The organism is Pseudarthrobacter enclensis (assembly GCF_001457025.1).
GTDB classification, from domain to species: Bacteria; Actinomycetota; Actinomycetes; order Actinomycetales; family Micrococcaceae; genus Arthrobacter; species Arthrobacter enclensis.
On sequence record NZ_KQ758601.1, the window covers coordinates 146,621 to 170,532 of the forward strand.

General features: G+C 68.2%; 23 protein-coding genes. 15 read left to right on the plus strand and 8 right to left on the minus strand.

The genetic code is table 11. The features are described from left to right. Nucleotides 1-22: 22 nt before the first annotated feature. A complete protein-coding gene (locus AS031_RS08770) occupies nt 23-1,735 on the plus strand; it encodes a sialidase family protein (protein WP_058267764.1) in 1,713 nt (570 codons plus the stop codon). Here AS031_RS08770 and AS031_RS08775 read toward each other — a convergent pair. Continuing rightward, nucleotides 1,692-2,597: a DUF4862 family protein gene (locus AS031_RS08775; protein WP_058267765.1), complete on the minus strand. Its 906-nt coding sequence runs from the start codon at nt 2,595-2,597 to the stop codon at nt 1,692-1,694. The two genes, AS031_RS08770 and AS031_RS08775, sit on opposite strands and share 44 nt — an antisense overlap. Before the next feature lie 137 nt (nt 2,598-2,734). Here AS031_RS08775 and AS031_RS08780 point away from each other — a divergent pair, with 137 nt between their 5' ends. The 9 genes from AS031_RS08780 (at nt 2,735) to AS031_RS08820 (ending at nt 13,355) form a co-directional block, all read left to right on the plus strand. Then, nucleotides 2,735-4,387 (plus strand): ABC transporter substrate-binding protein, encoded by a 1,653-nt coding sequence (locus tag AS031_RS08780; protein WP_058267766.1) that lies wholly within the window; start codon nt 2,735-2,737, stop codon nt 4,385-4,387. A gap of 21 nt (nt 4,388-4,408) precedes the next feature. Continuing rightward, nucleotides 4,409-5,365, plus strand: coding sequence for an ABC transporter permease (locus AS031_RS08785; protein WP_141688789.1), 957 nt, complete (start codon nt 4,409-4,411; stop codon nt 5,363-5,365). A 3-nt stretch (nt 5,366-5,368) separates the two neighbouring features. Further along, nucleotides 5,369-7,507: a dipeptide/oligopeptide/nickel ABC transporter permease/ATP-binding protein gene (locus AS031_RS08790; RefSeq protein WP_058267767.1), complete on the plus strand. Its 2,139-nt coding sequence runs from the start codon at nt 5,369-5,371 to the stop codon at nt 7,505-7,507. Then, on the plus strand, nt 7,504-8,310 hold the full coding sequence (locus AS031_RS08795) for an ATP-binding cassette domain-containing protein (RefSeq protein ID WP_058267768.1): 807 nt from the start codon (nt 7,504-7,506) through the stop codon (nt 8,308-8,310). Before AS031_RS08790 ends, AS031_RS08795 begins: the two co-directional genes overlap by 4 nt. 37 nt (nt 8,311-8,347) lie before the next feature. Further along, nucleotides 8,348-9,277, plus strand: coding sequence for a dihydrodipicolinate synthase family protein (locus tag AS031_RS08800; RefSeq protein ID WP_058267769.1), 930 nt, complete (start codon nt 8,348-8,350; stop codon nt 9,275-9,277). 138 nt (nt 9,278-9,415) lie between these two features. Next, a complete protein-coding gene (locus AS031_RS08805; RefSeq protein ID WP_058267770.1) occupies nt 9,416-10,423 on the plus strand; it encodes an ROK family protein in 1,008 nt (335 codons plus the stop codon). A 2-nt stretch (nt 10,424-10,425) separates the two neighbouring features. Next, nucleotides 10,426-11,109 (plus strand): N-acetylmannosamine-6-phosphate 2-epimerase, encoded by a 684-nt coding sequence (locus AS031_RS08810; RefSeq protein WP_058267771.1) that lies wholly within the window; start codon nt 10,426-10,428, stop codon nt 11,107-11,109. Further along, nucleotides 11,106-12,311, plus strand: a complete 1,206-nt coding sequence (gene nagA, locus AS031_RS08815) for an N-acetylglucosamine-6-phosphate deacetylase (protein WP_058267772.1) — start codon at nt 11,106-11,108, stop codon at nt 12,309-12,311. The genes AS031_RS08810 and nagA overlap by 4 nt, the downstream gene beginning before the upstream one ends. A 177-nt stretch (nt 12,312-12,488) precedes the next feature. Next, complete coding sequence (locus AS031_RS08820; RefSeq protein ID WP_058267773.1) at nt 12,489-13,355, plus strand: AraC family transcriptional regulator; 867 nt, start codon at nt 12,489-12,491, stop codon at nt 13,353-13,355. Here AS031_RS08820 and AS031_RS08825 read toward each other — a convergent pair. From AS031_RS08825 to AS031_RS08835, 3 genes are read right to left on the minus strand one after another with little or no spacing between them, the layout of a single operon-like run. Further along, nucleotides 13,314-14,018, minus strand: coding sequence for a DUF998 domain-containing protein (locus AS031_RS08825; protein ID WP_082641977.1), 705 nt, complete (start codon nt 14,016-14,018; stop codon nt 13,314-13,316). The two genes, AS031_RS08820 and AS031_RS08825, sit on opposite strands and share 42 nt — an antisense overlap. Continuing rightward, a complete protein-coding gene (locus tag AS031_RS08830) occupies nt 14,015-14,536 on the minus strand; it encodes a hypothetical protein (protein WP_058268063.1) in 522 nt (173 codons plus the stop codon). Before AS031_RS08830 ends, AS031_RS08825 begins: the two co-directional genes overlap by 4 nt. A gap of 44 nt (nt 14,537-14,580) precedes the next feature. After that, the gene (locus tag AS031_RS08835) at nt 14,581-15,111 is read right to left on the minus strand and encodes a hypothetical protein (protein ID WP_058267775.1); all 531 of its coding nucleotides are present in this window, start codon (nt 15,109-15,111) and stop codon (nt 14,581-14,583) included. Nucleotides 15,112-15,231: 120 nt separating this feature from the next. Between AS031_RS08835 and AS031_RS08840 the strand changes: the two genes are divergently transcribed. Next, entirely contained in the window at nt 15,232-15,813 is a 582-nt protein-coding gene (locus AS031_RS08840; protein ID WP_058267776.1) for a dihydrofolate reductase family protein, read from the plus strand. Between the two features lie 23 nt (nt 15,814-15,836). On the opposite strand, the gene AS031_RS08845 is transcribed toward AS031_RS08840, so the two are convergent. From AS031_RS08845 to AS031_RS08855, 3 genes are all read right to left on the minus strand, one after another. Continuing rightward, a complete protein-coding gene (locus AS031_RS08845; RefSeq protein WP_058268064.1) occupies nt 15,837-16,604 on the minus strand; it encodes a glucosamine-6-phosphate deaminase in 768 nt (255 codons plus the stop codon). A gap of 102 nt (nt 16,605-16,706) precedes the next feature. Continuing rightward, a complete protein-coding gene (locus tag AS031_RS08850; RefSeq protein WP_058267777.1) occupies nt 16,707-17,438 on the minus strand; it encodes a FadR/GntR family transcriptional regulator in 732 nt (243 codons plus the stop codon). A gap of 102 nt (nt 17,439-17,540) precedes the next feature. Next, a complete protein-coding gene (locus AS031_RS08855) occupies nt 17,541-18,296 on the minus strand; it encodes a ZIP family metal transporter (RefSeq protein WP_058268065.1) in 756 nt (251 codons plus the stop codon). A gap of 214 nt (nt 18,297-18,510) precedes the next feature. On the opposite strand from AS031_RS08855, the gene AS031_RS08860 reads away from it, so the two are divergent. After that, nucleotides 18,511-18,987, plus strand: a complete 477-nt coding sequence (locus AS031_RS08860) for a sensor histidine kinase (protein ID WP_058267778.1) — start codon at nt 18,511-18,513, stop codon at nt 18,985-18,987. Nucleotides 18,988-19,080: 93 nt separating this feature from the next. Here the strand turns inward: AS031_RS08860 and AS031_RS08865 are convergent, their stop codons facing one another. Further along, entirely contained in the window at nt 19,081-19,692 is a 612-nt protein-coding gene (locus AS031_RS08865; protein WP_058267779.1) for an NADPH-dependent FMN reductase, read from the minus strand. A 225-nt stretch (nt 19,693-19,917) separates the two neighbouring features. Here AS031_RS08865 and AS031_RS20020 point away from each other — a divergent pair, with 225 nt between their 5' ends. The 3 genes from AS031_RS20020 to AS031_RS08875 all read left to right on the plus strand — a co-directional run bounded on the left by AS031_RS20020 (nt 19,918) and on the right by AS031_RS08875 (nt 23,758). Then, nucleotides 19,918-20,076, plus strand: a complete 159-nt coding sequence (locus tag AS031_RS20020) for a hypothetical protein (protein ID WP_169793874.1) — start codon at nt 19,918-19,920, stop codon at nt 20,074-20,076. A 142-nt stretch (nt 20,077-20,218) separates the two neighbouring features. Beyond that, nucleotides 20,219-22,882 (plus strand): exo-rhamnogalacturonan lyase family protein, encoded by a 2,664-nt coding sequence (locus AS031_RS08870; protein ID WP_058268066.1) that lies wholly within the window; start codon nt 20,219-20,221, stop codon nt 22,880-22,882. Nucleotides 22,883-23,029: 147 nt separating this feature from the next. Continuing rightward, complete coding sequence (locus tag AS031_RS08875; RefSeq protein WP_058267780.1) at nt 23,030-23,758, plus strand: polysaccharide deacetylase family protein; 729 nt, start codon at nt 23,030-23,032, stop codon at nt 23,756-23,758. Nucleotides 23,759-23,912: the final 154 nt, after the last annotated feature.

Sequence of the window (23,912 nt, forward strand, 5' to 3'; positions counted from 1 at the left end):
TCGGGAAAGCTAGACTTGACATGTGACGTCCTACCTACCGATTTCCCGGCCTGCCGCCGAGCCCTCCGTTGAGCACGTCCTGGCCACCCGAGGCCGCGGCGGATACCGGCAATACCGCATCCCGGCACTCGCCGTCACCGCGCGCGGAACGCTCCTTGCCGCGTACGACGGCAGGCCTAACCTCGATGACCTGCCCAGCCCCATCGACCTGCTGGTCCGTCGCAGCACGGACAGCGGAGTTTCATGGGGCGTCCAGCAGGTGGTGCGGCGCGGGACAGGACTGGAGGGCTTCGGCGATTCCAGCCTGCTGGTGGATACCGAAACGGGACGGATCTTCCTGTTCCACGCCGCCGGGACCCGGGCCGGGTTCTTCGAATCCACCACGGGATCCGCGCCGGAGGACGAGTCCGTCCAGCACTGCGACCTCAGCTGGTCCGACGATGACGGGGTGACCTGGCAGCACCGGCGCCTCACCGCCGAGCTGAAGGGCAGCACCCCCGCCGGCCGGGACATCACCGGCATGTTCGCCGCCGCCGGGCAGGGAATCCAGATCCACACCGGCCCGTTCCACGGCCGCCTGGTCCAGCAGTTCGTACTGCTGTGCGGAGGGGCCATCATGGCCGCCTCCGCCTACAGCGACGACCACGGGGACAGCTGGACCTTCGGGGAACTTATCGGCGCCGGAACCCATGGCGCCACACCGAACGAAAACAAGGTGGCGGCCCTGGAAGACGGGAGCCTGCTCCTGCACAGCCGGGCCACGCCGCGCAGGCTCGCGGCCAGATCCATCAACGGCGGTCAGGACTGGAGCGCCCTGCTGCCGGTGGAGGACCTGCCGGACCCGAGCGACAACGGGTCACTCAGCCGCTTCGACGGCCTGCCGGCTGTGGAGGGCCTCGCCACCACCGCGACGGACCGGTGGCTCCTGGCCACCAACAACCGGGACACGGCACTGCGCCGCAACACCGTCCTGAGCCTCTCCACGGACAACGGCAGTACATGGCGCGCTGGGGTGGTCCTGTGCGCGGGCAGTTCCGCCTACTCCACCGCCACGCGCCTGCCGGACGGGAACATTGGCGTCCTGTACGAACGGCAGGGCTACCGGCAGATCGTCTTCGTTTCCATCCCGGCCGCGCAGCTGACGGACCAGCTCACTGCCCCGCAACTTCCGGAAGCAGCCCCGCACCACGCGCCGGATGCCGGCCCCACCTTCGACATGGAACTGCGCTCCGTCACCCCCGGCCTGCCCGCCGTGTGGCAGAACGTGGGCGAATTCCACGTCATGGCGCCCGACGGCGGTGGCTGGGGTTCGGCGTCGAAGGAGATCGGCCAGGGCTACTCCGACGGCCAGGTCCAGGTCCTGGGCACGCGCGAGGCGCAGGACCTGAACTACGGCCCTATCACCCCCGGCTACAAGGCGGGCGACATCCTCGCCTTCACTGGCAGGGTAAGGAACGACGGCGGCACAACACTCGGGCGGGTCAGGCTGTCCGGCCCCGGAGCGGAGGCCTTTCCCGCCACCGACCTGCCACCGGGCGGGGAGGCGCTCTACTTCACCCCCTCCCACACGGTCACGGCTGCGGATCTGGAGAAGGAGTTCCTGGAAGTCACCTATGCGGTGGAGGGGGAGGGATGCGGCTTCTCCGTGCGGCTCTCGTGGACCTTCCGGTTCAACATGGCCACCGGAGACGTCACCGTGGAAGACTCCCCTCCAGCAGCGAACACATCTGCCTGAGGCGGCCCACCCGCTGGCTCACGGAAAGCCCCTGGGCCGGAAGTCCGATCTTGAAGCCGAGCAGGGGAACCGGACCGGCGGCGGCGAGGCAGTCCGCCAGGTGGCCGCGGCCCAGGAGCGAGGTGGACGGTGCGCCGTCCACCTCCACCGGCGGAAGGTGCGCATCAATCCAGGGGTAGCCGAACTCCGTCTCGACCGGTGAGCAGCCGGAGAACATGACGCCCGCCAGTACTCCGGCGGCCCGGGCCTGGGCAATGTGTTCGGCTGCAGTGTCCGGGTTGCGGGTTTCAATGACCGACCGGGCCCAGTTGATCACGAGCCCTACCCGGCCTCCGGCCTGATCCTGAAGCGAGCGGAGCACGTCCACTTCCTCGCCGAATGGCAGGAAGCCCTTCTCGGGCCTGCCGCTATCCCGTGGCGCGTCGCAGTGTTCCACCAGCACCCGGGTGGTTCCCCAGTCCCAGCCGAGGATTTCCTCGAGGGACTCCCGGAAGCGCGGCGCGAACGCGCCCGGATAAGGCGCAGAATGCAGCTCGACGGCTTCCACTGCATGGCCGGCATCCTCGAGGCGCAGCACGTACTCCCGAACGCCGGCGGTGAACTCCAGCGCTTCCCGCCGGCCTGCAGCGTCCGGGGAGGCGAGCCCGAACGCCGGCTTCCTCCCCAGCCGCTGCATGGTCCCGGGGATGGACGTCACGACGGCGGACCAACCTTCCGGAGCGCCATCCGGCCAAGGGGTCCCGCCGAAGGGCCCGTAAGGAAGTTCCAAGCCCCGGACCGCGGAGAGGGATCCAAGCTCCCGGTAGAAATGCTCCCGCCCTTCGTCCGGGTGGGCAGGGTATGCGCCGATGATCAATGGCATGGGGGCTCCAATTCTGGAAAGGGCGGCAGACGGGTGCGTGGGTCGGGTGTGGTGCTGCGCACTTGACGCTGGCTGTGATGGGACTTACAGTTTTCACTACGAGCTAGGACATCCTACATCCGATAAACATCTTTTGAATGGTGAGGCACATGAACAACATCAAGAACCTGCCGCTGGTCAATGACGCCAGCCGCCGGAACTTCCTGAAGCTCGGCGGGGCCATGGGCCTGGCCGCAGCCTTCGCCGGCTCCCTCGCTGCCTGCGGCGGCCCCGCGGCCACCACCACGGGCGCCACGGAGAACACCTCGCCCATCAACAAGGACCTCACCATCGAGGCCGGCATCTCCTACGCACTGTCCACCGGCTTCGACCCCATCTCCTCCTCCGGCGCCACCCCCATGGCCGCCAACCTGCACGTGTTCGAGGGCCTCATCGAGCTGCATCCGGCCACCCGCGAGCCGTACAACGCCCTGGCCGCGGCAGACCCCAAGATGGTCAGCGACACCCAGTACCAGGTAACCCTCCGCGACGGCGCGGTCTTCCACGACGGTTCCCCGGTCACCGCCGAGGACGTGGTGTTCTCCTTCACCCGCGTGATGGACCCCGCCAACAAGTCGCTGTTCTCTCAGTTCATCCCGTTCATCAAGGAGGTCAAGGCCCTCGACGCAAAGACCGTTGAGTTCACCCTCAAGTACGCGTTCCCCGGCTTCGGCCCGCGCATTTCCGTGGTGAAGGTGGTCCCCAAGGCGCTCACCAACTTCCCGTTCGGCTCCGACCAGCTGAAATCCTTCGACGCCAAGCCCGTAGGCACCGGCCCCTACAAGCTCATCTCCGCCGTCAAGGACGACAAGATCGTCTTTGAGGCCAACCAGGCCTACAACGGCCCCATGCCTGCGCTGGCCAAGGGCATGACCTGGCTGCTGCTCTCCGACGCCGCCGCCCGCGTCACCGCCATGCAGTCCGGCCGCGTCCAGGCCATCGAGGACGTCCCCTACCTGGACATGGAGGGCCTCAAGTCGGCCGCCACGGTCGAAGCGGTGCAGTCCTTTGGCCTGCTGTTCATGATGTTCAACTGCAACGCCGCCCCCTTCAACAACAAGTTGGTCCGCCAGGCCCTCCATTACGGTCTGGACAAGGATTCCATCATCAAGAAGGCCCTGTTCGGCAACGCGAAGCCGGCCAGCTCCTACTTCCATGAAGGCCACCCGGACTACGTCAAGGCCAAGAACGTCTACGGCTACGACGCCAAGAAGGCCGAGGACCTCCTGAAGGAAGCCGGCGTCACCAGCCTGGAATTCGAACTGCTCACCACGGACACCGCCTGGGTCAAGGACGTGGCACCGCTGATGCTCGAATCCTGGAACAAGATCCCCGGTGTCAAGGTCACGCTGAAGAACCTGCAGTCCGGCGCCCTGTACACGGACCGCGTGGCCAAGGGCGATTACAAGGTTGTTGCCGCCCCGGGCGATCCCTCGGTGTTCGGCAACGACGCAGACCTGCTGCTGAGCTGGTTCTACGCCGGCGACACTTGGATGAAGAACCGCGCTTTCTGGGGCGACACCCCGGAGCGCGCCCAGCTGGTGGACCTGATGTCCAAGGCCGGCCAGGCATCCAAGGACGACGCCAAGAAGCTGACCGGCGAGATCGTGGACCTGGTGTCCGAAGAGGTCCCGCTGTACCCGCTGTTCCACCGCCAGCTTCCCAGCGCCTGGGACGCCAAGAAACTGAGCGGCTTCAAGCCCCTCCCCACCACCGGAGTGTCCTTCGTTGGTGTGGGCCGCACCGCCTAGCCCTACCCACCGGAGACTACATTGAGCACCATATTGCGACTGCTGGGCCGACGGCTCGCAGCCCTGCCGCTGATGGTCCTAGGCATCACCCTGCTGGTGTTCCTGGTCCTGCAGGCAGCCCCCGGAGACCAGGCCAGCAGCGCCCTGGGCGAGGGCGCCAGCGAAGAGGCCAAGGAACAGTACCGGCAGGCAAACGGCCTGAACGATCCGCTGCTGCTGCAGTATGTGCGGTTCCTGGGCAAGCTCCTCCAGTTTGACCTGGGCGTCACCACGCCCCCTGCCAAGTCCGTGGCGGGCATGATCGGCTCCGCGTTCCCCCTGACGCTGCAGCTGACCTTCCTGGGCGTCGTCATCGCCATCGTGGTCTCCCTGGTGTTCGGCATCATCGGCGCCCTGTACCGGGACAAGTGGCAGGACCAGCTGGTCCGCGTGTTCTCCATCGCCGCGGTGGCAACGCCGTCGTTTTGGCTGGGCATCCTCCTGATCCAGTGGTTCGCCCTGGGTCCGGCAGCGATGTTCCCGTCCGGCGGCATTGCCACCCCGGAGTCCGGCTTCGGCGGCTGGCTCAACTCGATGGCGCTGCCCGCCCTGGCCCTCGGCATCCCGGTGTCAGCCTCGCTCATCCGGGTGGTCCGCACCTCCATGGTGGAGGAGCTGGACCGGGACTACGTCCGCACCGCCATCGGCAACGGCGTGCCCTACCGCGAAGTGGTGTCCAAGAACGTGCTCCGCAACGCACTCGTCACTCCGGTGACCGTGCTGGGACTGCGGATCGGCTACCTGCTGGGCGGCGCCGTCGTCATCGAAATGATCTTCGCGCTGCCCGGCATGGGCCAGCTGATCCTCAACGGCATCACCAACCTGGACGTGAACCTGGTGCAGGGCGTGGTGCTCACCATCTCCGTCACCTTCGTCCTGGTGAACATCGCCGTGGACCTGCTCTACCTGCTCATCAACCCCCGAATCAGGACCGTGTGACCCATGCGCAGCAAACTCGCTGAACGTCTGAGCGCCCCCGGCCTCCGCCTCAAGGCCTTGCCCTGGGGCTCCCGGCTGGCCCTCGCCTTCCTGGTGGTGATCGCCGCCGCCGCCGTGTTCGCCCCGGTCCTGGCCCCGCACGACCCGCTGGAGACCTTCATGCCGGCCACTCCCCCGGGTGCCGAGCACTTCTTCGGCACCGACCGGCTGGGTCGCGACATCTTCTCGCGCCTGCTGTACGGCTCGCAGTCTTCCCTGATGATCGGCCTCGGCGCCGTGGGCCTGGCGGTGCTGGTGGGGGCCCTCCTGGGCTCGCTGGCCGCCACGTCCAGCAAGGCCGTCAATGAACTCATCATGCGGATCATGGACATCCTGATGGCGTTCCCCGGCATCGCCCTGGCCGCGGTGCTGCTGGCGGCGTTCGGCAACTCGGTGCCCACCATCATTGTTGCCATCGCCATCATCTACACGCCGCAGCTGGCCCGGGTGGTCCGCGCCAACGTCCTGGCCCAGTACGGCGAAGACTATGTCCGCGCCGAGCGGGTCATTGGTGCCGGCCGGTTCTACATCCTGGTCAAGCACATTGTGCGCAATACTGCCGCCCCCGTGCTGGTGTTCGCCACGGTGATGGTGGCGGACGCCATCATCCTTGAGGCCTCGCTGTCCTTCCTGGGCGCCGGCGTCCAGGACCCCGCCCCGTCCTGGGGCAACGTGATTTCCTACGGCCGCAACCTGGTCCTGTCCGGCGGCTGGTGGGCCACCACCTTCGCCGGCCTCACCATTCTCCTCACCGTCCTGGCGCTGAACATCCTCGCTGAGGGACTCACCGACGCCATGGTCAACCCCCGGCTGCGGCGCGCGCCGGCGGTGAAGGACGACGACGGTGCTGCCGCTTCGGTGGCCGGCGCCGCCGTCACCGGCTCCGCGGTGGACACGGAAGTGGCCACCTCGGTTGCCCAGCCGTCGGTCGTGGAACAGCACGAGCTCGACGGCGTCCTGCCGGCTTCGGGAACAACCCCCACCGAAGGCCGGCAGGACACCTCAGCGGTCCTCACCGACGTTCGCACTGCCGCAGCCAACCCGCACGCACTGCTGGACCGCGAGCTGGAGCTGCTCGCCGCCGTCGAGGCCACCCGCACGGACCGCCTCCCCCAGGTCCCCGCGGACGCCCGGACGGTCCTCGAGGTCAGGAACCTCTCCATCCGCTTCCCCGACCGGTTCGGTGAGACGGCCATCGTGGACAACGTGTCCTTCACCGTCCGCGAAGGCGAAACCATGGGCCTGGTGGGCGAATCCGGCTGCGGCAAGTCCATCACGTCGCTGGCCGTCATGGGCCTGCTGCCCAAGACCGCCCGGATCACCGGGTCCATCATGTTCGACGGCAAGGAACTCCTGGACCCGGGCACCAGCCACAGCAACGCCAAGGCCTACCAGGGCCTGCGCGGCGAGCAGATTGCCATGGTCTACCAGGACGCACTCAGCTCACTGAACCCGTCCATGAAGATCAAGGACCAGATGCTGCAGCTGACCCGTCGCGGCGGCCGGAAGACCCCGGCCGAGCTGCTGGAAATGGTGAAGCTGGACCCCGTCCGCACCCTGGCCAGCTACCCGCACGAGCTCTCCGGCGGCCAGCGGCAGCGCGTCCTGATCGCCATGGCCCTGTCCCGCTCGCCCAAGATCGTGGTGGCGGACGAGCCCACCACCGCCCTGGACGTCACCGTGCAGAAGCAGGTGGTTGACCTGCTCAACGAACTCCGTGAGGAACTGGGCTTCGCCATGGTCTTCGTCAGCCACGACCTCGCCCTCGTGGCGTCGCTGGCGCACCGCATCACGGTCATGTACGCCGGCCAGGTGGTGGAATCGGCCCAGGCTTCCGAACTGCTGCAGAACCCGAAGCACGAATACACCCGCGGGCTCCTGGGCGCCGTGCTTTCCATCGAGGCCGACGCCGCACGCCTGCACCAGATCCCCGGCACGGTCCCCTCCCCCAGCGACTTCGCCCCCGGCGACCGGTTCGCGCCGCGGTCCCTGCGCAGCGACGCCGACCCCAACCAGCGGCTGGTCCTCACCGCCGTGGCCTCGGCCCACGGCGGGGATGCGGACCACTACTGGGCCAGCCACCTCAAGGAGGATGCCAAGTGAGCATTTCCACCGGACAGCCGGTCATTGAGCTCAAGGACGTCAAGGTCCACCACCGGGCACGCACCGGCGGCCTTTTCCGGCCCAACGTGGTCAAAGCCGTCAATGGCGTGGACTTCAGCATCAGCCGCGGCGAAACCGTGGGCATCGTGGGTGAATCCGGCTGCGGCAAGTCCACCCTCGCCTCCGTGCTGGTGGGCCTGCAGGCGCCCACCTCCGGGCAGGTGCTGTTCCACGGCAAGCCCGCCATCAAGCGCAGCGCCGCCATGCGGAAAGAGTTTGGCCGCTCCGTGTCGGTGGTGTTCCAGGACCCCGCCACAGCCCTGAACCCGCGTATGACCATTCAGGACATCCTCACCGACCCGCTCCAGGTGCACGGGATCGGCAACGCTGCCAGCCGCGCCGCCAAGGTCAAGGAACTGCTGGCGCTGGTGGGCCTGCCGGCCTCCGCGGCTGAAGTGACGCCGTCGCAGGTGTCCGGCGGCCAGAGGCAGCGCGTGGCCATCGCGCGGGCGCTGGCGCTGGATCCGGACATCATCGTGGCGGACGAGCCGACGTCGGCCCTGGATGTCTCCGTCCGCGCGCAGGTCCTGAACCTGCTCTCCGACCTGAAGGCGCGCCTGAACCTGGGCATGGTGTTCATCTCGCACGACATCCAGACCGTCCGCTACGTCTCCGACCGCATCTGCGTCATGTACTTCGGCCAGATCGTCGAGGAGGGCCCGGCCGCGCAGGTGTTCGACAACCCCAGCAACGACTACACCAAGAAGCTCCTCGGCGCGGCCCCCAGCCTGCTGCACACCTAGACCACCCCTTTTCCAACCCAGTTATCGGAGTATTCCTTTGTCTTCCCAGTTTTCCGGCGTTATCCCGCCGGTCGTCACTCCCCGCCACGCAGACGGCAGCATTGACACCGCCTCCCTGCACAACCTCACCAACCACCTGCTCGACGGCGGCGTGTCCGGCCTGTTCGTCCTGGGCTCCTCCGCCGAGGTGCCGTACATGACGACGGCCGAACGTGACCTGGTGGTGGGCACCATCGCCGAGGCCAACGCCGCCGCCGGCGAGCGCGCCGTACCGCTGATCGTCGGCGCCAACGAGCAGACCACCAACCGCGTCATTGACGAAGCCAAGCGCGTGATCGACCTCGGCGCCGACGCGATCGTGGTCACCTCGATGTACTACGCCATCGGCAACGCGGCGGAAACCGAGACGCACTTCCGCAGCATCCACGCCGCGGTCGGCAAGCCGGTCTTCGCTTACGACGTGCCCGTCCGCACGCACTTCAAGCTCCCCACCGACCTGCTGGTCCGGCTGGGCCGCGAAGGCGTCATCGCCGGCGTCAAGGACTCCTCGGGTGACGATGTCTCCTTCCGGCAGCTCCTGCTCGCCGCCCGGGACATCGACAACTTCGACATTTTCACCGGCCACGAAGTGGTGGTGGACGGCGCCCTGCTGGGCGGCGCCCAGGGCGTGGTCCCGGGCCTGGGCAACGTGGACCCGCGCGGCTACCGCAACCTGGTGGACGCTGCAGAAGCCGGCGACTGGGCCAAGGCCGCGGCAGAGCAGGACCGCCTGGCCGACCTGTTCGAGATCGTCTACACCCCCAACGGCCGCGTCTCCGGCGGAGCTGCCGGCCTCGGCGCGTTCAAGACCGCCCTGCAGATCATGGGCGTCATCGAGTCCAACACCATGAGCGCGCCAATGCCTGCCCTCAACGAGGACGAGACCACGGCCATCAAGGTCATCCTCGAACGCAACGGCCTGGTCTAGTTGCTGCGGGTGGTGGCGACATTTTCCGGCTGCTGCGCTCGTTCCTCACGCAACAACGCAGCCTACGAAAATGCCACCACCATCCGCTACTTGGCCGTCCGGTGATCGATCCTGTCGAGATCCCCTGTTAGGAAGAAAATGATGTACGCGATCGGTGTTGACCTTGGGGGCACCAAGACTGCTGCCGGGGTTGTTTCCGATGCCGGTGAGGTGTTGTTTTCGGAGACCCTCCGCACCCTTAACCGGTCCGGCGGTGCGGCCATCCTTGATGCCACGGCAGGCCTTGTTGCCGGGCTGTTCCGGCAGGCGTCCGACGCCGGCGTCACGGTGGGGTGCGTGGGTGTCGGGTCCGCCGGGGTCATTGATGCCGCGCGCGGCACCGTGGTTTCCGCCACGGACGCCATCTCCGGCTGGGCCGGGACGGCACTCACCGCAGGCCTGGCCGCACGGCTGGGCCTGCCGGCGTCGTCCGTCCTGGCGGTGAACGACGTGCACGCCCACGCGTTGGGCGAGGCGTGGACCGGGGCAGCCGCGGGGACCTCAAGTTCGCTGCTGGTGGCGTTCGGCACCGGCGTTGGCGGCAGCTTCGTGCTGGGCGGCGCCCCTGTGCTGGGCCACCGTCACGCCGGCGGGCATGTGGGGCACTTTGCTTCCCCGTACGCGTACGACGGCGGCACCCCTCTTCCGTGCGTCTGCGGCAGCGCCGGGCATGTGGAGGCCATCGCATCCGGCCCGGCCATCCTTGAGTTGTATATCCGCCGGGGCGGGCAGGCGTCCGTGCCGGATACCCGGGCTGTGTTCGCGTTGGCCGGCTCGGGCGATGCTGTTGCCTGCCAGGCCATAAATGTGGCTGCCGCCGCTGCGGGCCAGGCGGTGGGCGGACTGGCCAACATCCTGGACCCCGAGGTGGTGCTGGTCTCCGGAGGCCTGGCCGATGCCGGTGCCCGCTGGTGGGCCCCCATGGAAGCGGCGCTGCGCGCGGAACTGCTTCCGGCACTGGCCGGGGTTCCCGTCCGGCGGGCAGCCCTGGGGAACGCCGCCGCGATGGTTGGCGCCGCCCGCCTTGTCCTTGATTCCCCCATGGCCCGCCCTGCCGCCTCCAGCGCGTCCGGTTGCGCTGCTGCCCCGACATCCCAGAGGATCTGACCATGCTCCTGTCCCCCGATGCCCTCGAATCCCTGCGTGGACGGCTCATTGTGTCCTGCCAGGCATATCCGGGTGAGCCGATGCGCGATCCCCGGACCACGGCACAGGTGGCTGCGTCCGCTGTGACCGGCGGCGCAGCGGCGGTCCGCGTGCAGGGCCTGGCGGACGTGCAGCACACCCGGTCAGCCGTGGAAGTGCCGGTGATCGGGCTGTGGAAGGACGGGCATGACGGCGTCTTCATCACGCCGACCCTCCGGCATGCCCTCGCCGTGGCCAACGCCGGAGCCCACGTGGTGGCGATTGACGGGACGCGGCGTGAACGTCCGGACGGCCTTTCCCTGGCGCAGACCGTGGCGGGTATCCACGCGGAATCGCATGCCCTGGTAATGGCGGACTGCGGGTCGCTGCAGGATGCTGCTGCGGCGGTCGACGCCGGAGCAGACCTGGTGGGCACCACCCTGGCCGGCTACAGCGGCGAGCGCCCCAAAACCTCCGGGCCGGACCTGGACCTGCTGGCGGAGATTGCGGCGGCCGGGTTTGGTGTCCCCCTGATCGCCGAGGGCCGGATCCACACCCCTGCCCACGCCCGCCAGGCGCTCGACGCCGGTGCATTCGCCGTGGTGGTGGGCACCGCCATCACGCACCCGGCCACCATTACCGGCTGGTTTGTGGACGCGCTGGCATGACGGCTTCCCACGCGCTTCTGCTCACGGGCACCCTCCTGACGGACGGCACCACCGTCCGGGACGGCGCCGTCGCGGTGATGGACGGACGGATCGCGTACGCGGGGCCGCGGGCGGGCCTGGACAGCGTGGCTCTGCCTTCCTTGCGCGAGCTTGAGCTGCCGCCGGGGAGCCTGCTCCTGCCTGGACTGGTGGACCTGCACTGCCACGGCGCGGCCGGCGGGGACTTCCCCGGCGGTGATGCGGCGGCCGCCCGTGCCGCCGTCGAATTCCTGCACCGCAGCGGGACCACCACGCTGCTGGCAAGTCTGGTGACCGCACCGCGGGAAGACCTGGTGCAGACCGCCAAGACGCTTCGGGTCCTCGCCGCGGAAGGATTGATTGCCGGCCTCCACGCCGAGGGGCCTTTCCTGTCCCACGCCCGGTGCGGCGCCCAGGATCCACGGTTCCTGCTGGACCCGGACCCCGTGCTGCTGGGCGAACTGGCCGGCGCTGCCGGCGGACACCTGCGGACCATGACGTACGCCCCGGAGCTGTCTGGGGCGGCCGGCCTCGTGCAGGCCCTGGTGGCGCACGGCGTTGTTCCGTCGCTGGGGCACACCGATGCGGACACCCGCACGACGGCGGATTCGCTCACCGAGGCGGCGGATCTGCTGGCGGCGTCCGGGCCCGGTGGCGCACGCCCCACGGTCACCCACCTCTTCAACGGCATGCCTCCGCTGCACCACCGCTCCCCCGGTCCGGTGGGTGCCTGCCTCCGGTTGGCTGCCGCGGGACGCGTCGCTGTGGAACTAGTGGCTGATGGCGTGCACTTGGATCCCGAGACGGTGCGGATGGTGTTTGCCCTGGCGGGGGCTGCGAACGTTGCGCTGGTGACCGATTCGATGGCTGCCACGGGACTGCCGGACGGCGAGTATGAGTTGGGCCCGGCCGGGGTGGTGGTCCGGGATGGTGAGGCGCGGCTGCGGGGCAGCGGTGCCCTGGCTGGGGGCACGGCCACGCTGCTGGACGTGGTGCGCCGGACCATCGCCGCGGGCGTGGACGCTGCAGAGGCTGTCCTGTCCGCCACGGCTGTCCCGGCGGCGGTCCTTGGCCTCGGCGCCGAGGTGGGCAGCCTTCGTACCGGGCTGCGCGCCGACGTCGTGGTTGTTGATCACAACTTCCGGCCCGTTTTGGTGATTCGTCGGGGCGAGGTGTTGGCCTAGGACCCAGACTGGGACCGGCGATCGGTGAGCATCGATCGGAGTTCGTGCACGAGCCCTGCTCATCCGGCGGTAGTCCCGTGTGTCTTCTGGCCTGAAGGTCCAGGATCGATCACATCGGACCGCAAAAGTAGGGCGCGGACCGGCACCTGCCAGCAGGATGGAGACGAAGGGAGAACAGTGATCTCAGCGCTCAACCGTCTTATCGAAACCATCGAGGACCAGCTCACCGGGGAGATTGACGTCGGGGACCTCGCCGGCAAAGCCGGAATGACCGAATACCACCTCCGACGGATGTTTTCCTCGCTGTCCGGCATGCCGCTGTCCGAGTACATCCGCCGGCGCCGCATGACGGTAGCCGCCACGGATGTCCTGGCCAACGGAGAACTGCTGGCCGTCGCGGTGAGGTACGGGTACGGTTCCGCCGAGGCATTCAGCAGAGCATTCCGTTCGGTGCACGGAGCCGGTCCCGGCGACGTGCGGCGGAACGGCGGCCCCCTTCGCATGCAACCGCAGCTCAGGTTCCGCCTGACCGTAGAAGGGAACACCCCCATGGACACCCGCATCGCAGACCGGCCCGCGTTCCGGCTGATCGGCCACGCCGCCCGCGTGCCGCTCATCCACCACGGCATCAACCCGCACATCCAGGCGCACATCGCCGCGCTGCCGTCAACAGAGCACGCCCGGCTCAAGGAACTGGGAAACACCGATCCCGCTGGCCTGCTCCAGGTGAGCGACGACGTGGACCCCGACTACGCCGAAGGTAGCGAACTGACCTACCTGCACGGCGTCGCCGTATCCGAAGCAACCCCCGTGCCCGGGGACCTCGACGTAATCACTGTGCCCGCCGGCACGTGGGCCGTCTTCCACGCCGACGGCGAATACCCGGCAGTCCTGCAATCGACGTGGGCCGCCACGGCCACCGAATGGTTCCCCTCGAACCCGTGGCGGCTCCGGCCCGGCCCGTCGATCGTGGCGGTCCTGAACCGCGCCCCCGATTTCAGTTCAGCGAGCTGCGAGCTGTGGCTTCCCGTGGAACGGGCCTGACCCGCCACGGAGGGCACCGGGCATGGCCAGCACCATCAGGCCAAGGGCGGCGCCCCACACCGTGAGCGTATCGAAGGCCAACCGCTCCGTCAGCCCCAGGCCCAACGGGGCGGAAGGCCCTCCGCCCACCGCACCAACGAACAGGACAAACCCCACCGCGGAAAGCACAACGCAGGCCATTGTCAGGGCGCCAGCCCACCTGCCGGCAGTGCTGCCCCTGAGGGTCACTGCCAGGATCAGCATCCCCGCCCACTGCACCACCGCCTGGGCCAGGGCCGCAGCGTTGTGGCCGTCAGGCTCGACGTCCCACGGCAGCACCCCGACCACGGCCACGAGGAGGCCTCCCAGCGCCAGGAAAGCCATCGCAACCTTCCCTGTCCGCGGGCGGGGCCAGGACGACCACAGGAGGACAGCACCGGCGGCCAGCAGGAGGCCATTGGCCACCGTGGCACCGTTGGCCAGCAGGTGCGCGGGTGAGCAGATATACCGCTCCACCCGGGTGCCGGCGTCGTATATTCCGCAGCCCGTCACGCCGAGATCGCTGATCAGGTTGCCCTGCCAGGAATACGGCTCCGGCCACTGCGCGGCCGCCAGCAGCTGGGCCGGGAACGTCAGGAGGCAGAGCACCCACAGCGTGGCCCCCATGCGGCGCCGGCTGCTCATTCGGACCCGCCCGCCAGGCCGTACCCGGCACTGCGGATCAGCGGCCCGGCCGGCTCCAAGGCAGTGTCACCCAGTGGATGGACCAGCAGGTTCCGGTGCAGCGTCACCCAGCCGTCGCGCTCCAGCGGCACGTGGTCGAACTGGTCCGGGACCAGAATGATTGTCCTGTTGTCCGGGTCCGGCACCTCCACCAGGACGTCCCGGCCGTCACCGAGTCCGTTGCACGCCTCCCAGTAGTCGTATTCGTCGTCGTACTGGTACTTCCCCACGAGGCACACCACCCCGGGGAGCGGGCCCGGGGCGGCGTAATAGCTCATGGACTCGTACGCTGCCAGGAACCGCGACTCGCCGAGCTTCGCCTCTCCGTCCTCGTCCCGGATGGCGGGAACGGCATCCTGCTTGGTCAACTGCCGCTCGAGCACCTCGACGGTTCCGGGGACAGCCATCACAAACCGCACGTACAGCAGCCCCAGGACGGCGCACGTGCCAACACCGACGACGGCTGCCAGGGTGATCATCAGCCTCCAGAACACCGTCAGTGGCGCCCCCTTCACCCGCCCGTTCATTGCCGTCCCCGGAAGAGGTTGGCGCTGATCTTCGTCCAGCCGGCAGCCTGCAGCTCGTTGGTGTCGTACTGGTCCGGGACCAGGGTCAGCTCGCGTCCTGCCTGGTCGCTCAGGGTGACGATGGGATCAGACGCGGACATCATGCCGGCGCACCCGGCACCGGGCGGTCCCGGCACGTCCCCCGGCTCGACCAGCAGGCAGATGATCTCCTCGCCGTGCACGTCACGGGTGGCGACGAAGATCTTCGACCCCGCCCGTGAACCCAGGTACCGGGCCGAGTCGGTGTTGATTCCGCCGTACAGCGAATAGTCGGCGGTGACGGCGTCCTCGGCGGCGGCAGCCCTGTCCAGGACCTTCAATGTGGGCGCCGGATCCCACTGCCCGTACTGGAGGACGGCCAGTCCCGCTCCTGCGGCGGCGAGCACCAGCGTGGCCCGGCGGGCGTTCCGGTGCTTGTGGACAGCGAACGCCACCAACAGCGCGACCGCCAGGAAAATGGCCAAGATCAGGTAGTCAATGATGTTCAAGCGCTGCCCCCTCAGGCTGATTGATCTCCCTGCACGCTACACGGTGCCGGTGGGGTCTGCCCGATCCGACGCCATCGGCTAGTGTTCAGGACACATCCTCCACCGCGATTGGGGTTTCACATGCGGGAACTTGTCTACTACGTGGCCGTATCACTTGACGGCTATATCGCCGCCCCGGACGGGTCCTTCGATGCCTTCCCGGTGGAGGGCGACCACCTGCAGGTCCTCTTTACAGAGTTTGCCGACGCGTTGCCGGCGCATGTCCTGTCTGCTCTGGGCATCGCGCCTCCGGGGACCCGGTTCGACACCGTGATCCAGGGCTGGAACAGCTACGACGCCGCCCACTCCATCGGGATCACCCGCCCCTACGCGCATCTTCGTGAGTACGTGGCCACGCGCACCAGGGATGCCGCGGATCCTGCTGTCACCTTCGCCGCTGACGCCCTGGCCACCGTCCGTGGACTCAAGCAGGAGGAGGGTCTGGACATCTACCTCTGCGGCGGCGGGACGCTGGCCGGGGCGCTGCTTCCCGAAATTGACCGGCTCATCCTCAAACGGAACCCGCTGGTCCTCGGCGCCGGGATACCGCTCTTCGGGAACGCGGCATTCGAGCCCCGGGCGTTCCGGCCGGCCGGGTCGCGGACCTTTGAGTCCGGCGTGTCCATTGATGAATACGTGCGCACCCCGGCGGCGGCCGCCTGATGCGAACCGGCGCCCCGCAGGTGCTAGACGCCGACGGCGGTGTCCGCCACGCGCACGTTGACCCCGCCGCTGCCGGGCAGCAGCTTAGAGGCGGCCGCTTCATCGGCCACCACAGTGACGTGCGGGTGGCGCTGCAGGACCGAGGCCGGGCAGTCTGTTGTGACGGGCCCCTGCAATGCCGCCGCGAGGACCCCTGCCTTGTCCGCCCCGTTGACGACGAGCAGCAGGTGCCTGGCTTCCATGATGGTTCCGAGCCCTTGGGTGATGCACTGCGTGGGGACATCCGCCGGCGACGCGAAGTAGCGGGCGTTGGCCTCCCGGGTCCGTTCGGCGAGGTTTTCCACGCGGGTTCGGGAGTCCAGCGCGGAGCCGGGCTCGTTGAAGGCGATGTGGCCGTTGTGGCCGATGCCGAGGATCTGGATGTCGATGCCACCGGCCCGGCTGATGGCCGCGTCGTAGTCCGCGGCCGCCTGCTGCGGGTCCGGAGCGCCGCCGTCCGGCACTGAGACCCTGGCCGGGTCCAGGCCAAGCCTTTCGGTCACCTCACGCCGGACCACTTCCGCATAGCTTTCGGGATGGCCGGCGGGCAGGCCCACGTATTCGTCGAGCGCAAAGCCGCGCACGGCGCCCATGTCCACTGAATGCTCCGCGAGCGCCCGGTACACGGGCAACGGTGACCCGCCGGTCGCAAGGCCCAGGACGGCGTCGGGCTTGCTCCGGACGACGGCGGCGAGGATCCCGGCTGCGACGGAACCGGTGGCGGCGGGGGTGGGTACAACGAAAATTTCCACGGCAAAGGTCTCTCTGGGGACCAGGCGGCGTGCCTGGCAGGCGGAAACCGCACCCGACAGGTGCGGCACGGAACGGTCCGGCGGTGCCGGCACGGGAGGCGGCTAGGCGGAAGCCACGTCCTTGAGTTTCAGCCGGATGCCGTCAAAGTGGCGCTGCAGCCGCTCGGAGGCGAGGGCCTTGTCGCGGGACTCCACTGCCTCGTAAATTTCCCAGTGGATCCGGACCTGTTCCTCCAGGTTGACCGGGCCGGAGCCGAGGGCTTCGTGGATCTGCCGGTAGACCTGCCAGAACACGTCCATGAGGTTGATCAGCAGCTCGTTGTTCAGGGGCGCGTAGAGGCGGCGGTGGAATTCGGCGTCGTGCTCGGCGAGGGACTCCCCCTTGGCGGCCGCCTCCTCCATGGCCTGCATGCTGGACCGCAACCCTGCAAGGTGATCGTCGGTGAGGAGGTCGATGGCGGACCCCACCAGCCCGGACTCCAGCGCCTGCCGGACGTCGATCAGTTCCATGGCCTCTTCGCCCTTGTGGCGGAGCGACAGCCTGCCACGGAAGGTCAACCCGGACACCAGTGCGCTGAAGTTGTTGGGTGCCACGAACATGCCGAAGCCGTGGCGGATCTCGATGACGCCCAGCGCCTGCAGGACCTTGAGGGATTCCCGGACGGTGTTCCGGCCCACGCCGAGTTCGGCGGACAGCTCACTTTCGGTGGGCAGGGCATCGCCCACATCCAGGCCGCGCTCCAGGATCAGGTCCATAATGCGGGTCTGCAGGGCCTGGGAGCGGATCTGGGCACTGAACCTGGCTGACGATACCGCTGCTGGTGTTGCTGTCACGTCATCTCCTTCGGCCGCGCTCCATGGCGGCCCTCGTCTGGGTTCAGTGTACAGGACGTGGGACGTCCTTTGTCTTGGGACGTCACTGTTTTCTGTTACCGGCTAGCCGCCCACGTGGTGGATGGTGAATGCGGACAGGAAGCCCACCGCCGCGGTCAGCCCTGTGAGGTTGTGATGCTCCTCGAACGCCTCGGGGATCATGGTGTCCGCCAGCATGGCCAGGATGCCGCCGGCAGCCACCGAGGTGATGAACGCGACCAGCTCTTCCGGCGCGTTTTCCAGCATGGTGTAGCCCAGCAGGGCCGCCAGGCCGCTCAGGAGGGCGATCCCGCCCCAGAGCCCGAAGACGTAGGCCGGGCTCCTGCCCGCCTTCTTCATGCCGGCGGTTCCGGAAAGGCCTTCGGGGACGTTCGAGATGAAGACGGCAGCCATCATGGCCGGGCTCACCGCACCGCCGGCCAGCATGCCCACGCCGAGGACCACCGATTCGGGCACCCCGTCCAGCAGCGCACCCACCGCGATGGCCGTGCCGCTGCCCGGATCATCCTTTTCGGACGGCTGCTGGTCGCCGGACCGTTTCCGGTGCTTGGCTCCGGCCCGCGCCAGCAGCATGTTGGCACCCACGTAGACCACCGCCCCGGCCAGGAACCCGGCCACCGTGGGCCACAGCCCGCCGCCCTCCACGGCCTCATCCACCAACTCGAAAGCCAGCGCCGAGATCAGCACGCCGGCACCGAAGGACATGATGGACGATACGAGCTTGGACGGCAGCGACCACCGCCAGGACAGCGCCGCACCCAGGACCAGGGCGGCCCCCGCAATGGTGCCCCACATCAGCGCCTGCAGCCACACGGGCATGGTGATCCCCTTTCCGGCTTCCCCTGCGGAAGCCACGTCCCCGCATCCGTACCCTGCCACGCCCTTCCTAAGCAAGGGGTGTAGGCGCCCGGACCGTCCATGGCACGCACCGCACGCAGAATTGATGGGATCTTGAGGCAAACCTTACAGACCCCTGCAGTGGCGGGTCCACGCTGGTGCGTAAAGGACAAACCGGCTTGGGGAGCAGGACGTCATGGGAAACGAAACAGCATATGACAAGGACGTCATCGCAGTGGGCGGGGTGCTCACGGACCAGCACCCACTGGACTTCCACACACTGGGGCTGGCCGGCTGCATCGACCGGCTGACGGGGCCCCTCCGGCAACGGGGGACCGCGGTCCGCTGGGATACTCCGCACTGGGGCATCGAGATTCCGGCAGACTGCGCATCCCTGCTCTACCAGTCGGCCCGGGAAGCGCTCAGTAATGCCTACAAGTACTCGGACGCCACGGAGTTGACCGTCCAGCTCGCCGTGGTGGACCACGGCATCCGCCTCAGAGTGGCCGACGACGGCACGGGCTTTGACTGCGGCCGCGCCCACCGCGGGCGGCACCACGGCTACGGCCTGCGGCTCATGGCGGTGGCGGTCCAGGAAGCCGGCGGCTCGGTGGACATCGATTCCCGCCCGGGCCACGGCACCTCCGTCACGGTCACGCTGCCGCTGGACTGACGCCGCGGCGATACCCGGACCGGGGCCGCAAAGACCCGGATGCCCGCCGTGCTGGGACGGCGGGCATCCGCATGGCCGGGGTGGATGGCCGCGTCAGCGTGAGAGCTTGTCCGCGTCCGGTTCCAGGTCGCCGATGTGGCCCGGGGCATTTGCAGCCAGGACGCGGGCAACGAAGGCGCCGTATTCCTCCATGTAGTGCCGCAGGAACTTGGCGGTGCCCTCATCCCGGACCTCGCCGTCGTCGCCGAAAGCGTCGGCCTTGTACTGGATGTAAGCCTCCGGCGCGTTCAGCTGGGGCGCGTCCAGGAAGCTCAGCACGCTGCGCATGGAGGACTGCATCACCGCGGTGCCGATGCTGCCGGGCGAGGCGCCGATGATTCCCGTGGGCTTGCGGGCGAACGAGTTGGTTCCCCAGGGGCGGGAACCCCAGTCGATGGCGTTTTTCAGGGCGCCGGGGATGGACCGGTTGTATTCCGGGGAGACGAACAGGATGCCGTCCGAGGCTTCGATCGCCTCCTTCAGCGCCCGGCCCGCGGGAGGAAAGTCAGCGTCGTAGTCGTAGCTGTAGAGCGGGAGGTCCCGGATGGGGATCTCGGTGAATTCCAGGTCGTCCGGGGCGAGCTTGATCAGCGCCTTGGCCAGGGTCCTGTTGATGGAGCCGGTTGCCAGGCTGCCCACAAAGTATCCGATCTTGAACGGTGCCATGAGTATTCCTTCCAGGGGCCGGCGGGAGCCGGCCTCATTGCCCTCAATTGCTGTTGCCGGATGGGGAGCCGCCGGCGGTACCGGCGGCGGCAGTGCCCAGTGCACCCCCAGTCCAGCACAGACGGCCGGGCCCGGCCAGTGGTCCTTGACAGCCACCCCGCAGGAGCGCTCAATGATCAGTACCGCAGTCGCCGTGCCGCCGCACCACCAGAGGAGCAAGCTGCCATGACCGAGAATCCCTTGCGCGACGAGCGTGCCCACCCCGAGTCCCCCGCCGAAGGCGATCCTGACGCCGACCCCACGGATGACATCAGGGCGCATGCGCAGGATCCAGCCGAGGGCGCGGACGTGCCCGACGAACCGGCGCCCGGCAAGGCCTCCTGAATCTTCCGGCGTCGGTTGAATTTCCGGCCACCCCTTGCATGCCACCACGACCCGCAGTATTTTTGAAACCATTCAAGAAAGGGCTTTCCTGCGAGGTGCAGGGACACTGTTGCGCGCCACGGAATCAGCGGGATTGGATGACATGACGGACAGCACCATGATCAGGTGGATCGACGGCGGGGCGCCGGCGGCAATCAGCGGCGGAACCACCTGGGGCATGCCGTTTGCGCGCGGCACCGTTCCCGCCGCCTCCGCGCTGCACGTCACCGATGCTGACGGAGCCGCGGTGCCAAGCCAGGCCTGGCCGCTGGCCACCTGGCCCGACGGATCACTGAAATGGGCCGGCCTTGCGCTGCCGGCCACGGACACGCCGTCGGCAGGCTACCGCGTGGCGTACGACGCCGGCGACGCACCGTCCGGCGGCGGCCTCCCGCCGTCGTCCGTTCCGCCAGCCGTTCCCGGCGCGCGGGTCAGCGTCACCGAAGGCGCGGAGACGGTCACCGTGGACACCGGGGTCCTGCAGATGGTTATCGGCCGCGGCGGCTCAACCCTGTTCAGCGAACTCATCCGCAATGGCCGCACCGTGGCACGGGACGCGCAGCTGGTCAGCCTCCTGCAGGACGGCGTTCCGGAAGAAGCGGGAACTGCCGTCCGCAACTCCTTCACCGGCGAAGTCACCGCAGTCGTGGTGGAACAGGACGGCCCGGTCCGGGCGGTGGTGCGGCTCGAAGGGCGGCACCGCCAAGACCGTGCCGGGGCCGCGGCGCGGAGCTGGCTGCCATTCGTGGTGCGGTTCTACTTCCATGCCAACGCCCGCAGCGTGCGGATGGTGCACTCCTTCACCTGGGACGGTGACGCGGACCGCGACTTCCTGGCAGGGCTCGGCGTCCGCTTCACCGTGCCCCTGGAGGCCGAACTCCACAACCGGCACGTCCGGATAGCCGGAGCCGGCGGCGGCTTCCTTGCCGAAGCGGTCCGCGGCCTCACCGGGCTGCGCCGCGACCCGGGCGCGGAAGTACGGGCAGCCCAGGTTGCCGGTCACCCCACCCCGGACCCCTCATCATGGAACCCCGAGGTGTCCGGCCGGCTGGACCTGATACCCGCGTGGGGAGACTACACCCTCACGCAGCTCAACGCGGACGGCTTCGAACTGCGCAAACGGACCGCCCCGGGCCACGGTTGGGTGGGCATCCAGGGCGGCACCCGCTCCGGCGGCTTCTGTTCCCTCAGCGATACCGCCGGCGGACTCGGCGTGGGCGTCAAGGATTTCTGGCAGTCGTACCCCGGGCAGCTGGATATCCGTGGCGCTGCCGGCAGCGACGGTACGCTGACTGCCTGGCTCTACTCCCCCGAGGCCCAGCCGATGGACCTGCGGTTCTACCATGACGGGCTGGGACAGGACACGTTCGAGGACCAGCTTGAGGGCTTGGAGATCACGTACGAGGACTACGAGCCCGGCTTCGGGGACCCCGCCGGGATCGCCCGCACGCATGAGTTAAATCTCTTTGCCTATGACGCCACACCGTCCACCGCGAACCTTGCCGCGGACGCCGCCGCCGCATCCGTTCCGGCACTGCTGCAGGCCAGCCCGGAATACCTGCATTCGGTCAACGTCTTTGGCGACTGGGCGCCGGTGGACCGCAGCACCCCGGCACGTGCACGGCTCGAGGACAGCCTGGATTTCCTCTTCGATTTCTATGCCGGGCAGGTGGAACAGCGCCGCTGGTACGGATTCTGGAACTACGGCGACGTCATGCACACCTACGACTTCGACAGGCACACGTGGCGCTACGACCTCGGCGGCTACGCCTGGGACAACTCGGAGCTCTCCCCGGACCTGTGGCTCTGGTATTCCTACCTTCGTACCGGCCGGGCGGACATCTTCCGGTTCGCCGAGGCCATGACCCGGCACACGGGCGAGGTGGACGTCTACCACCTGGGTCGGTGGAAGGGCCTGGGCTCCCGGCACAACGTCCAGCACTGGGGCTGCAGCGCCAAGCAGCTGCGGATCAGCACCCCCGCCTACCGCCGCTTCCACTACTACCTGACCGCGGACGAACGCACCGGGGACCTGCTGACGGAATTGGTGGACAGCGACCAGAACTTCCTGGGCCTGGACCCTGTCCGCAAGGTCCGCCCGGACGCAGCCACCTACCGGCCCAACCGCGGCGCCCTGGGGGTGGGACTGGGCACTGACTGGGGCTCGCTGGCCGCCACGTGGCTGACTGACTGGGAGCGCACCGGCAACCCGCGTTCCCGGGACCGGCTGCTGGGCACCATGGCGGACATTGGCGCGCTGAAGTACGGCTTCTTGACCGGCGAGGCGCTGTACGACCTGGACGCAGGCCGGTTCGATACCGGCCGGGAGATGATCTCCGTTTCCCACCTCAGCGCCGTGTTCGGCCTGGTGGAGATCTGCAGCGAACTCATCGACCTGGTGGATGATCCCGGCTTTGAGCGCGCCTGGCTGCAGTACTGCCGGCTGTTCCTGGGCACCAAGGAGGAGCAGGTTGCCGAGGTGGGCGAACCGCTGGCGGGCATCTACCTCACCCAGGCCCACAGCAGGCTGACCGCGTACGCGGCGGCACGCCTGCAGGACCAGGGCCTCGCGGCCCGGGCCTGGGAGAGCTTCGCCGAAGGCGGAGAGCATCTGAATCACGAGTCGGCGTTCACGCTCCGCAGAATCGAACCGCCCTACGTGCTGCTGCCCGTGGATGAGGCGCCCACGGTGTCCACCAACGACGCGTCCCAGTTCGGCCTTGCGGTCATCCAGAACCTGGCGCTGGTGGGGGACCATTTGCGCTGATCCGGGTCACGGGCCGGTAACGGCGTTTTCGGCTGTGCAGAAGTTACCGAGTCGACGCCCTGGCCGTGTTTACAGCGGCTTTCGGCCCGCCATAGGGTGCTGCACCTAGCAAGGTTGATGGCGACCTTGGGAAGGGATTCGAGCACCATGAAGAGCAAAATTGCCGCCGTGGCCCTGGCCGCCGCCAGCCTGTGCCTGGCCCTGCTGGTTGGCGGCCCCACCGCGGCCAATGCTGCGGATAAACCACTGATCGGCCTGACATTCGACGACGGCCCCTCCGTCCAGCGCACGGCCTTCGTCCTGGACGTCCTGAAGCAGAAAGGCGTGAAGGCCACGTTCTTCCTCCAGGGAAACCACGCGCAGCAGTACCCGGACCTCGTCCGACGGATCAAGGCCGAGGGGCATGTCATTGGCAACCACTCCTGGGACCACGCCAATTTCCCGGACCTTAACCAGACACGGCAGCGGCAGGAGGTGGACCGCACCAACGCGGCAATCAGCGCCATCACGGGCACGGCACCCAAGCTGATGCGGTTCCCGTTCGGCAACAGCACGTCCTACTCACTGAACTACATCCGGAGCATCGGCATGAGCGGCGGAATCCAGTGGCGCTGGCACGTGGGACAACCCGGTGACTTCGAATGCCCGGGCGCAGCGGGAGTGCAGAAATACATCCTGGACGAGGCAGCTCCCGGCGCCATCATCCTCCTCCACGACGGCAACGACGTCCTGTCCTGCCCGGCATCACAGTGGAACTACCTTGCGCGCACCATTGATGCACTGCGGGCCAAGGGCTACGACTTCGGCGTGGTGGCACCCTCTGCCACGGCGGACCCGCTCAACGAGGGCTCCTACGGGGTGGTCGTGAAGCCCTGAGGCGCCATTCGTACCCGCGTTTCCGACGGCGGCACCCGGCTTCTGTTCGCAGCAGGGCCGGGTGCCGCCGTCGCGCTTTTCCCGTTTCCCCCTCCCGCCCGGGGGTAGCAAGGTTCGCCGGCAGAAGGTAACTTAATAAGCATGCTGATGATTT